The following is an 11,502-nucleotide window of genomic DNA, read 5'->3' as shown; positions in this document are numbered from 1 at the left end:
CTTAAAACGTGGTCTTGACGGAGAAAGCCAGGTAGTCCCGGTCTTTCAGCGACTGCTTGAAGTTGAACTGGTTGGCCGCGTTGAGGTTGGTGTCCTCTGGACCGTAGAAGTGGGTGTAGGTCAGGCCCAGGGTCACCCGATCCAGGTAGGTGGCAGTGACACCGATGTTCATGTCGCCGCCACGATCCGGACCGAAGCTGCTGATCACCGCGGATTTGCCCAGCGGGAAGTAGCTGAGGCCGAGTGGCACGCTGATATCCACGCCGGGAAAAACCTGGCGATAGGTCGGGCTGTACACCAGCTTGAAGCCCACGCCGTCATCGCTAGCTCCCGGGTCCAGGGCCGCCTGGTTCTTGGTCACATGTAGCAAGCGGTTCCAGGCTATTTCACCAACCAGGCTGGCTTCCTTGGAGATGAACGACGGACCGAGCGAGGCCAAGACGTTGAGGTTGACGTGGGCGGTACGGCCGACGGCATAAAGCGGGTCGTCGTCGTTGTCTGCTTCGACACCGGGTAATACCGTTTGGCCGTTGGATACCAGCGGCATGTTCCAGCGCATCGACGCCTCACCGGCGAAGCTGTACTCCTCGACGGTGGTAGCAAAGCTGGCGCCCAACGCGCGGATGTTCTCCGGATAAACCCAGTAGTACTCACCGATCTTGCCGGTGCTGAACTCGGGTCCGGTGGAATTCGGCCGCAGATACAGCTTGGGACCCTTATCGTGGTACTGGATGGCATAAAGGCCGTACTCCACCGTGTCTGCGGTGTAGCGCAGCTGCAGGCCACCCTGCCCCGAGCTCTTGGCTTCTTTGTCATTGCCGTGGAAGAACGCCGCCGGGCTACTTGGGTTGCCACCGAGGAACGCCGGGAACGGCGCGCCGACAATCAGACGCTCATTGCCTTCACCGATGGTGTCGCTGACCGAGAAGTAGCTTCCGGCACCTGGCAGGCGAGTCTCTTCCCACTCCAGTTGATAGAAGGCGCCGAGAGACAAATCGTCGGTCAACTGATAGGTGCCGGACAGCTGATTGATCGGCCGGGTGATTTCTTTGAACTGGGTATTAGGCACCGAGAGCGCCTTAACCACGTCGACAGGAGCCATGCCGCCGGCGATGCCATTGGCACCGAAGAACAGGCTTTCCCCCCAGATCAGGCCATGCCGACCGGCGCGTACCGACAGCGCACGATCGGCCAGTTCGCCATTCCAATAGACGAAGGCATCCAGCAGCTCGCCGTCGCCGCCATGCAGATGGCGGGTGTCGTCGGTGAACTCGTCGAAAGCCACCGAGCGCTGGTTGGCGCGCGTCGGATCGTCGTTGTCGGTGTCGTCCTGGTACACGGTGTCGTACCAACCGGCGCCACTGAGTCGCGCGCCGATGTTACGGTAGGACAGGTCCAGCTCGGAGAGTAGGTCCAGGCGGTTGGAGATCAGCCCCTTGTCGAAGTTGCGATCACCATCGTCCTGATTGAGCGCCACCCGCCCTTCGGTGAGCTTGCTGCTCTGGTCTTCGACCCGCCAGGCGGCGCTGTACTTCACCGTGTTGTCCCAGCGCAGGCTGAAATCGGAGTCGCCGGTGTCGATCTGGAACGCCTGGACGGCCGGAGCGCCCAGCACCAGAGCGGCCGCCATGCTTAAAGCGAAGGGTGCAGGACGGCAGACCTGGCGGCGCTTAAGCGCCGCAGTCGTACGAATAACCATCGCGTTAACCTCTTGTTGTTGTAGTGGTAACTGCAGTGGGTCCAGCTCCTTCCGGGGCCGGTCGATTGCCAGCCATCGGAAGGAATGGGTTAAACGGGTTATGCGGCAGCCGCACAGCGCGGCCGCATGGCTCAGACTGGCTCGGCTGTTCGCGCCAGCATCTGCTTGACCAACCCGATGCGGTCGAAGCTGTGGTCGTGGGCGATTTCCTTGTCGCCGGCCAGCACCGAGCTATCGCTGATGAACTTGCAACGCTCGTAGCGGCGCGCCATGAAGCGTTCGAGCTGCTGCTCGACGCTGCCGCCGGCGGTCAGCTCCTCGCCGAGCACCACGGCATCCTCGATGGCCATGCCGGCGCCCTGACCCAGGTGCGGGGTGGTGGCATGCGCGGCGTCACCGATCAGCAGCACGCGGCCGCGGTACCAGGGCTCGCTGACGAACACCACTTCCAGCGGCTTGTAGACCACCTGGCTGCTGTCGGTGATCTGCTCGCGCAGCTCGCCGATCAGCCCGCTGAAACCGCTCAGGCGCTGGCGCATCTCCGCCGCCAGGCTGGCGGTGTCCATCCACGGATTGCCCGGCTCATGGGAGGTGACGAACATGTACATCAGGTCATCGGCGAGCGGCACCAGGCCGGCATTCCCGGCAGGCCCCTGGAAGTTGGCCAGGTGGTCGATCTCGGCGGCGCGCGGGAAGTTGTAGCGCCACACCGATTGGCCGGTGAAACGCGGCTGGTACTTGTCGCCGAACAGCAGGCCACGCACCTTGGAGAACAGGCCGTCGGCGCCGACCACCAGGTCGTAGCGGCCGCGGCTGCCATCGGTGAACAGCACATCGACGCCCTCGCCCTCTTCGGTCAGCGTTTCCACGCTGAGGCCGAGGCGTACCGAGGCGCCGAGGGCGATGGCGGTTTCACTGAGCACCTGATGCAGGGCCAGGCGCGAGATGCCGACGTTGGCCGGGTACTCGGGGCCGGCCAGGCGCTGACCTGGAATACGCGCCAGCTGCTGGCCGGCGGTGGTGTTGATGGTCACATCCTCGAAGGCGAAGGCGGCGTCCAGGTAGCCGTCGAGTACGCCTAGCTTGGCCATCTCGCGGACCACGTTGCTCTGCTGGATGATGCCGACGCCGTACACCGTCCACTCGGCCTTGAGCTCGACCAGGTCGACCTCGATACCCTTGCGACGCAGGGCGATGGTGGCGCACAGGCCACCGATACCACCACCCACGATAAGAACCTTGTTCACTGCATTCATGGCTGTCTCACTTCTTGTTCTTGTGATTCGGGCTAGCGTCTTGCCGGAACGATTCAGGCCTCGTTTCCGGGCGTTTACTGATCCAGCTGCTGCCGCGTTGCATTCACTTTCCCGGCAAAGCAGGGGTTTGACTAATCGCTTGTAGGGATGCGATGTATCGTCAAACGCGATACCTCACCTACTCCGCGCACACCACCAACTGGCCCGCTTCCAGCACCAGCCAGCCGCCTTCCAGGCGCCATCGCAGAGCGCTCAGGCGCTCGCCCAGACAGGGCCCGTAGACGCACAGGCCGCTGTCCGGAAGGAACTGCGCACCGTGGGCGTAACAGACGATCCGGCTGCCATCGGCAGATAGAAAACGGTCCTTGCGGTACTCCAGGCGCACATCCATATGCGGGCAGCTGTTGCGGTACACCCGCACCTCGCTGCCGTGGCGCAGGGCAAACACGCTGTCCTTCCCCGCCTGCAGCGGATCGAACCCACGGGCATGCCCCTCGACCAGTTCATCCAGAAGGAACAGCGCGATAGCGGCGTGACTCACGGCGGAACCTGCACTCAGGCCTGCTTCGGCGGCGGACCACCCGGGGCCCACTTTTCCTTGGAGGTGAACAGGAACAGCTGCGAGTTATCCGCCGACAGCGGCGCAGTGCGCGCCGCCCAGGCGTCGTCGTGCTTGTCCATGTCGGCGTCGTATTCGATGTGGCAGCCCAGCGGGCTGTTGAAGTACCAGAACCAGTTGGAACCAAAGAGGTGACGACCCGGGCCCCAGAAGCTGGTCCAGCCTTTCTGCTCGAAGCGCCGCCCGGCCAGCAGCACTTCGGTGCCGCTGCCCATGTGGAAGGTGAAGTGCTCGCAGCCCTTCATGTGAGGCGGGGTCTGGATCATGAACAGGCAGTGGTGGTCGTCGGAGCCGGCCGGGCGCATGAACGGGCCGGCACCGATAAAGGTGTCGGTGGTCACGAAACCCAGGCGCTTGTAAAAGTCTTCGGCCTTGGCCGCGTCCGGCACGAAATACACCACGTGCGACAGGGTGCGCGGCACCGCCGGCATGTCCAGAGTGATGCCCGGCTGGTTGAGCGGGCGCTGCGGCGCGTGGCCCGGCGCGTTGCTCAGGTCGGCCGGTGCGCTGAAGTCACGACGCACGCTGACCTGAAAGGCGATGGCGAAGCCCATGTCGTCGACGCTGTGCACCGCGCCATTGGCATCGCGGGTCACCGGGCGATCGCGGCCCAGTTCGTCGGCGATGGCGTCGAGGTCAGCGGCGCTGGCCACGCCATAGATGGTTTCACGGATCGACGGTGCCGGGCCGATAGCGGCCGGCAGCTGCGGATCGTCGGCGCGGCGGATGACCACCGCGGTGCCGTCGAGGGCTTCGAAGCGCCCGCCCCGGCTGTCCACATCGACCGGCTGCAAGCCGTAGTCACGCAGGCAATCGGTGCAGGCTTGAATGTCATCGACGCCAAAGATCAGGGCGTCAAGGCCAATGATGTTCATGCTTACCACTCCGTTGAAATTATTCTGCGGACGGCCCGACGCCAGGGGTTCTGTCAGCGCAAAGCGCCTGGCAGAGCGGCTCGGGTATCCGGTGGTGGAGTCGGCAAACGCCTCACGGGCAACCGACTGAAGGCGAGATTGCCGCGCCGGCAAACCTCTGACTAATCGCTTGTCAGGATGCGACCTATCGGCAAACGCGATACCTGAATGCGCAGGGAGCGTGCCAGAGAAAGCGGGCGTTCATCGGTCGGCAACAACCCGCCTTGGGGTTGACGCGGTGATGCTTAGGCCGGAAGGTATCGCTAAAATAAATACAAGACTCGAGACTGCCATGCGCTTCAACCACCTGGATCTCAATCTCCTGGTGGCGCTCGATGTACTGCTCGAAGAGCAGAACATCACCCGCGCCGCCGAACGCCTGCACATGACCCAGTCCGCCACCAGCGGCGTGCTGGGCCGCCTGCGCAGCTACTTCGAAGACGAGCTGCTGGTGCAGGTCGGGCGCAAGATGCAGCCCACCCCCTATGCCCTGGAACTGGCCGCGCCGGTGCGCGAAGTGCTGCTGACGATCCAGTCGTCGATCACCGCCAAACCGGTGTTCGACCCCACCAGCAGCAAGCGGCATTTCCGCCTGGTGACTTCGGACTACCTGATCAGCGTGCTGTTCGCCCGGGTCATCCAGAAGATCCACCAGGAAGCGCCGCACATCACCTTCGAGATGATCGGTCCCAACGACTTCACCACCGATTTGCTGGCGCGCGGCGAAGTCGACCTGATGATCGTGCCCGAGCGCTACATCCTCGATGGCCACCCCTCGCAGCTGCTGTTCGAGGAGGAGCACGTGTGCGTGGTGTGGGACGCCAACCCGCTGGTCGGTGACAGCCTGACCCTGGAGCAGTACATGGGCATGGGCCATGTCTCGGTCGGCTTCGGCCGCAACCGGCACATGAGCATCGAGGACTGGTTCATGAACCAGTACGGCTTCAATCGCCGCCTGGAAGTGATCACCAACGACTTCAACACCCTGCCGCAACTGATCGTCGGCACCCAGCGCATCGCCACCATGCACCGGCGCCTGGCCCGCCTGTACGCCGCGCACCTGCCGCTGCGGATTCTCCAGCCGCCAGTGAAGATCCCGGTGATGCGCGAGTTCATGCTCTGGCACCGCACCATGGACGGCGACCCGATGCACCGCTGGCTGCGCGAACGCATCAGCGAGTTCATCAACGACCTGGAGCAGCGCTGAGCGCCAGCCTGACAACAACACCGGTAGGCTGGGTTGAGGCGCGCAGCGCCAAACCCCAACGGGAAGAACTCGCGGCCAACTCACGCTGGGCTTCGCTGCACTCAACCCGACCTACCCCCTCCGGCCATCTCGTTTCGCGATACCTTGCATCCCGACTCACGATTGGCCAAATAGCTGCCCCCTCCTTAACGTGCTCGGCAAACGGCGCTCGTGGGCTTTGCCTGCCCGGGTCGCGGCGCCAGCCTGCCACCACGAAAAGGACAATAAGAATGTTCCGTTACTTCCCCACCAACTACGTCTGGAACCTCTCGGTCGACCTCGCCATCGAGATGGGCGCCCGCATGGGTGAAATCGAGGAAATGTGCGCCCCCCTGCAGGACGCAGCCAAACAACCCGACGCGGCCGGCAGCAAGGCCTTCCGAGAAACCTGGGCGCAGATGGCCGACAAGCTCTGTGGGCTGGCCGAGGAAGACGAAGCCGCCGGCCGCCTGCTCTCCGCCGGCGAGAAGTACAACCGCGCCGCCACCTACTACCTCACCTGCGAACGCCTACAGGCCCACGGTGCCGCCGGGCGCGAAGAGCTGTATCAGCGCTTCCTGCAGACCTTCGCCCGCGGCATCGAACTGTCCCGGGAAAACTGCGAGCGGGTGGAAATCCCCTACGAGGGCAAACACATCTCCGGCCTGCTGGTGCGCGCCGAGGGCGTGGACGGCCCGGCGCCGATCCTGGTGCAGGTCAACGGCCTCGATTCGACCAAGGAAATGAAGTACCGCGTCGGCCTGCCCGCCTGGCTGGCCAAACGCGGCGTGTCCTCGCTGATCATCGACCAGCCCGGCACCGGCGAGGCCCTGCGCCTGCACAACCTGATCGCCCGCTACGACAGCGAGCACTGGGCCAGCCGCGTGGTCGACTGGCTGGAAACCCGCAGCGACGTCGACGCCAAGCGCATCGGCCTGGAAGGCGTATCCCTAGGCGGCTACTACTGCCCGCGCGCCGTGGCCTTCGAGCCGCGCTTCGCCTGCGGCGTGGTGTGGGGTGCCAACCACGACTGGCGCGACGTGCAGAAACGCCGTCTGGAGAAGGAAGGCAGCTTCCCGGTGCCACACTACTGGGCCCACGTGTGCTGGGTCTGGGGCGCCAAGGACGTCGACGAATTCATGACTATCGCCGAGAACGTGCACCTGAACGGCGTACTGGACCGGATCAAGGTGCCGTTCCTGGTCACCCACGGCTCGAAGGACTCGCAGATCCCCCTGAAGTGGGCCGAGCGCACCTACGAGCAACTGGTCAACAGCCCCAAGCGCGAGCTGAAGATCTTCACCGAGCGCGAAGGCGGCGTGCAGCACTCCAGCTTCGACAACAGCATCAACGCCGGCCACTACATCGCCGACTGGATCGCCGAGACCCTCGGCGGACGCACCGCCTGAGCAACCGATAACCGTGCCAGCAAACGCCGAACAGCCGCGCAGGCTGTTCGGCGTTTGGCTGTTTGCTGCGCAGAGCGCGGTTAGCTCGCCGCGCGCGTGGCGTGAAACGAACTGATCTGCCAACCCTGCGCGCCGCGCACCCAGACCTGGGTGGCGAAGCCTTCGGCACACACCGCCTGATCGCCGCCGCGCTTCTGCAGGGTGTTGCACTGCGGCCCGGTCATCACCGCCAGCGCCTCGCCATAGAAACGCACCTGCAGCTCGCCGCGCTCGATGGCCAGGTACTGCACGGCACTGCACGCATAGTCCAGGTAGTCGGCCTTGCCTTGCACCAGGCCGGTGGTGTGCACGTACACCAGGTCATCGGCAAACAGCTCGGCGACGCGGCCGTGGTCTTCCTCCACCAGCGCGCGGCGGCGCTCCTGTTCCAGCGCCAGCAATTCGGTATGTGCAGCCATCCTCGATCTCCTTGTGAGCAGTCGCCGGAATGGCGACGGCGCACCATAGACGCGCCAGCGCAGCGGCCAAAAATCGTCAGTACCGATGCCAGCCATCGCCACTCGCGATACCCGCCACGGCGCCGTGGGCATTGCGCCGCGGGCCACGAACCACGGGCCCTGCCGCAGCTATCGACAGCATCAATGGCTGGCCATCGATGCAATCTGTTGGTCGCTCACCCGCCCACCTCCTAGCCTCGCTTCGCACCACCATCAGCACAGCGAAAACCCATGAGCGCCCTGCACCTGCACTGCCAAACCCTGTTCGACGGCACCGGCCTCGCCACCCGCCAGCAACAGACCCTGATCGTCGAAAACGGCTTGTTCAGCTATGTCGGTCCACGCGCCTCGGCCCCTGCGCCGCAACCTGGCGACAGTGTGGTGGATGCCGGCGACCATTTCGTCATGCCCGGCCTGATCGACGTGCACACGCACCTGGCCTTCGGCAACGCACAGAGCGAGGAAGACATCGATATCTGGACCAGCGACGAATTCCGCGCCCTGCGCGGCATGTTCTTCGCCCAGCACGTGCTCGCCGCCGGCGTCACCAGCATGGTCTGCCCCGGCGACAGCGGGCAGCTTAGTATCTCGGTACGCAACGCGATCGCCGCCGGCCTGTTCGACGGTCCGCGCATTGCCGCCAGCAGCCGGGTGATCACCAACCGGCAGAGCCTCAACGACTGGTTCCCCAGTCGCGTCGGCGCCCCGGAATATTTCACCGCGCGCCTGGTCACCAGCCGCAGCGAAGCCCTGGCGGAAATCCGCAAGCAGGCCAAGGATGGCGTCGACCTGATCAAGATCGCCATGGACGGCACCCATCGCCGCCCCAACGGCGAGATCATCGCCGCCTTCACCGCCGAGGAAACCCATGAGATGGTCGAGGAAGCCCATCGCCTCGGCTGCAAGGTGGCGACCCACGCCTACGGTCGTGAAGCGGTGATGTACGCGGCCAAGGCCGGCGTCGACCTGGTGTTCCACGCCTTCTATATGGACGACGCCTGCATCGAGGCGCTGCTCGAAGCCGGCACTATACTCGCGCCGACCATGACCTTCCCGCAGAACACCGTGGACTTCTGCCAGCCCCACGACCCGGCGATCAGCACCGGTTACGCTGGCTACTGTGCCCGCACCCTGGACGTCGGCAGTGCTGTGCTCAAGCGCGCCAAAGCCGCCGGCATCCCGTTCGCCTGCGGCAGCGACAGCGGCTTTGCCGTCACCCCCTATGGCGAGTGGCATGCCCGTGAGCTGGAGCTGCTGGTAACCCGCCTCGGTTTCACCCCAGCCGAAGCCCTGCATGCCGCCACCGCCGTCGGCGCGCGCTGCATGCCGCGCGGCGAAACCCTCGGCACCCTGGAAGTGGGTAAGCAGGCCGACTTCCTCCTACTCGATGGCTCGCCACTGGACGACATCCGCATCCTCCAGGATCGCTCGCGCCTCAAGGCAGTGTACAAGGCCGGCCAGCCGGTGAAGCTGGAACGCAGCCCGTACAACCCCAAGCAGGTGTCCGACTTCAACTCATTGAAATGGACCGACCTCTACACCCGCGACCGCGCCACCCAACTGGGAAAATGGAGCCTGTGACCATGCAACGACTCGACCTCGCTACTGCCACCCAGATTGCCAGCGCCGCCATCCGCGCCGCCCGCGAACTGGGTCTGAAACCCATGGCCGCCGCCGTGCTGGATGCCGTCGGGCATCCGCTGGCGGTATTGCGCGACGAACAGGCCAGCTTCCTGCGCCCGCAGATCGCGACCGGCAAGGCTCGTGGCTGCCTGGGCATGGGCTTCGGCGGCCGTGAACTGGCGCGCCGCGCCCAGGCCATGCCGGCGTTCTTCGATGCCATCAACAGCCTCACCGCCGGCGAAGTGATTCCGGTGGCCGGCGGCGTGCTGATCCGTACGGCCGAGGGCGCGCTGCTCGGCGCCATCGGCCTCAGCGGCGACACCTCGGACAACGACGAACGCTGCGCCCTGCTGGCCATCGGCGAAGTCGGCCTGATCGCCGATAACGGCGACCCTCAGCCGGCCTGAGCGAGCTGCGCGGCCTGCTCCAGCAACAGGCCGCGAAACCAGGCCAGAGTCGGGTCGCGGTCCTGATAGGGATGCCACTGCAACACCTGCACCGCATCGGGAAAGGCCAGCGGCGTGGGGTGGATGCGCAGCGGATAACGCTGCGCGAAGCGTTCGGCCTGGCGGCGGAACACCGTGGCGACCCGCGCGCTGCCGACGATGAACTCCGGCATCAGGGCAAAGCTTTCCAGCGCCACGCTGACCCGCCGTTCAATGCCCAACTCGCGCAGGTGCACGGCATCCATGGCCAGGTTGCGGCCATCGGCGAACTCGCGCACCACGTGCTCGGCAGCGCAGTAGGCCGCCAGACTCAGGCCTTCGGCGAATTGCGTCTGCCCGGCGCAGACGATGCAGCACAACTGGTCGCCGAGCAGTGGCACCTGCGGATAGGCCGGATTGAGCCGGCGCTGCGGGACGATCACGCAATCGCTGCGCCGATAATCCAGCGCCTCGCTGACCACATCGCCATCGCGTGGCGTGGGCAGGTCGCGCAGGCTCAGGCGCACCCCCGGCGCGACCCGCGCCAGCGCCCGGCTGACTACCGGCAACAGCACCGCCGCCACATAGTCCGAGGCCACCAGAGTGAACTGCCGGGTGCAACTGGCCGGCTCGAAACGCACCGGTGCATCGACGATCTCGCGGGTCAGCGCCAGTGCCGCGCGCACCTTGGGCAACAACTCCAGGCCTAAAGCGGTGGGCTCCAAGCGCCGGCCGACCGGCACCAGCAAGGGATCGTTGAAGTGCTCGCGCAACCGCCCGAGCGCCGAGCTGGTGGCCGACTGACCGAGGTGCAAACGCTCGGCGGCGCGGCTGACGCTGCATTCGCTGAGCAAGGCGTCGAGGGCTACCAGCAGGTTGAGATCGAGACGGCGGTAACGCATGAAGAATCTGCTCCTGATACCTAGAACCTGTTCAACGGCTCGTGAGCCATCCCTAGCCAGCGGTGGAAAATGCTGCGCAGTTTTCCACCCTACGCCGAGCTTCAGGCTTTGTAGGGTGGATAACGCTCTGCTTATCCACCATTACGTTGACGCACCATCACCGCAGAGCCATTGACCGGTGCTTAGGTGCGGAAGTGTCCGACCGCCGCATTCAGCTCACCGCCGACCAGCTTCAGTTCGGCGGTCGAGCCTTGCAGCTGCAGGCTTTCCCGCGCGCTGTCCTCAGCCACTGCGCGTACCCGCGTCATGCTCTGGCTGACCTGTTCGGCCACCGCGCTCTGCTGTTCGGCGGCCGCGGCAATCTGCTGGTTCATCTGCTCGATGCTGGACACCGCGCAGGTAATCCGCGCCAGCGCCTGCGACGCTTGAGCGGCCAGGACCACCGTTTCATCGGTCAGCGCGTGGCTGCCCTGCAAGCGCTCGGCGGCTTGCTGGGCGACCAGCCGCAGGCGGCCGATCAGCCCTTCGATTTCCGCGGTGGAACGCTGCGTGCGCTGCGCCAGGCCACGCACCTCGTCGGCGACCACGGCGAAACCGCGACCGTGCTCGCCGGCGCGCGCGGCCTCGATGGCGGCGTTCAGCGCCAGCAGGTTGGTCTGCTCAGCCACCGCCTTGATCACATCGAGCACGCCACCAATCGCCGCGCTCTCCGCCAGCATCGACTGCATGGCGCCGACACAGCCGGTCATTTCCACGGCCAGGCGGTCGATCTTGTCGCCCGCCAGGCGCACCAGTTCATCGCCCTCGCGCGCCTGGCCGTCGGCCTGGGCCACCGCAGAGCTGGCTGCGCCGGCGTTGCGAGCGACCTCCAGCGCGGTCGCGCTCATCTGCTGCATGGCCGTCGCCGCCAGCTCGGTTTCCTGACGCTGCTGC

At 65.3% G+C, this 11,502-nt stretch carries 11 protein-coding genes; 4 read left to right on the top strand and 7 right to left on the bottom strand.

Annotated features, from left to right (window positions below; all coding sequences use genetic code 11):
* Position 1 precedes the first annotated feature (1 nt).
* From D3880_RS08020 to D3880_RS08005, 4 genes are all read right to left on the bottom strand, one after another.
* Entirely contained in the window at positions 2-1,699 is a 1,698-nt protein-coding gene (locus tag D3880_RS08020) for a DUF1302 domain-containing protein (RefSeq protein WP_119892946.1), read from the bottom strand.
* 131 nt (positions 1,700-1,830) lie between these two features.
* Entirely contained in the window at positions 1,831-2,955 is a 1,125-nt protein-coding gene (locus D3880_RS08015; RefSeq protein WP_119892945.1) for an FAD-dependent oxidoreductase, read from the bottom strand.
* Between the two features lie 178 nt (positions 2,956-3,133).
* Complete coding sequence (locus D3880_RS08010) at positions 3,134-3,496, bottom strand: Rieske (2Fe-2S) protein (RefSeq protein ID WP_119892944.1); 363 nt, start codon at positions 3,494-3,496, stop codon at positions 3,134-3,136.
* Between the two features lie 14 nt (positions 3,497-3,510).
* Positions 3,511-4,449, bottom strand: coding sequence for a VOC family protein (locus D3880_RS08005; RefSeq protein WP_119892943.1), 939 nt, complete (start codon positions 4,447-4,449; stop codon positions 3,511-3,513).
* Positions 4,450-4,780: 331 nt separating this feature from the next.
* Here D3880_RS08005 and D3880_RS08000 point away from each other — a divergent pair, with 331 nt between their 5' ends.
* Together D3880_RS08000 and D3880_RS07995 are read left to right on the top strand one after the other, a co-directional pair.
* Positions 4,781-5,695, top strand: a complete 915-nt coding sequence (locus D3880_RS08000; RefSeq protein WP_119892942.1) for a LysR family transcriptional regulator — start codon at positions 4,781-4,783, stop codon at positions 5,693-5,695.
* Between the two features lie 269 nt (positions 5,696-5,964).
* On the top strand, positions 5,965-7,122 hold the full coding sequence (locus tag D3880_RS07995) for an alpha/beta hydrolase family protein (RefSeq protein ID WP_119892941.1): 1,158 nt from the start codon (positions 5,965-5,967) through the stop codon (positions 7,120-7,122).
* An 80-nt stretch (positions 7,123-7,202) separates the two neighbouring features.
* Here the strand turns inward: D3880_RS07995 and D3880_RS07990 are convergent, their stop codons facing one another.
* On the bottom strand, positions 7,203-7,580 hold the full coding sequence (locus tag D3880_RS07990) for a nuclear transport factor 2 family protein (protein ID WP_119892940.1): 378 nt from the start codon (positions 7,578-7,580) through the stop codon (positions 7,203-7,205).
* A gap of 270 nt (positions 7,581-7,850) precedes the next feature.
* Between D3880_RS07990 and D3880_RS07985 the strand changes: the two genes are divergently transcribed.
* Positions 7,851-9,200 (top strand): metal-dependent hydrolase family protein, encoded by a 1,350-nt coding sequence (locus D3880_RS07985; protein ID WP_119892939.1) that lies wholly within the window; start codon positions 7,851-7,853, stop codon positions 9,198-9,200.
* 2 nt (positions 9,201-9,202) lie between these two features.
* Entirely contained in the window at positions 9,203-9,649 is a 447-nt protein-coding gene (locus D3880_RS07980; RefSeq protein WP_119892938.1) for a GlcG/HbpS family heme-binding protein, read from the top strand.
* On the opposite strand, the gene D3880_RS07975 is transcribed toward D3880_RS07980, so the two are convergent.
* Positions 9,637-10,569, bottom strand: a complete 933-nt coding sequence (locus D3880_RS07975) for a LysR family transcriptional regulator (protein WP_119892937.1) — start codon at positions 10,567-10,569, stop codon at positions 9,637-9,639. The genes D3880_RS07980 and D3880_RS07975 overlap by 13 nt on opposite strands.
* Before the next feature lie 182 nt (positions 10,570-10,751).
* On the bottom strand, positions 10,752-11,456 hold the full coding sequence (locus tag D3880_RS23335; RefSeq protein WP_420800862.1) for a methyl-accepting chemotaxis protein: 705 nt from the start codon (positions 11,454-11,456) through the stop codon (positions 10,752-10,754).
* Positions 11,457-11,502 lie beyond the last annotated feature (46 nt).

This window comes from Pseudomonas cavernae (assembly GCF_003595175.1).
Taxonomy (GTDB): domain Bacteria; phylum Pseudomonadota; class Gammaproteobacteria; order Pseudomonadales; family Pseudomonadaceae; genus Aquipseudomonas; species Aquipseudomonas cavernae.
Note: the sequence above shows the minus strand (reverse complement) of the source record. Positions and strands in the feature narration are given on the sequence as shown.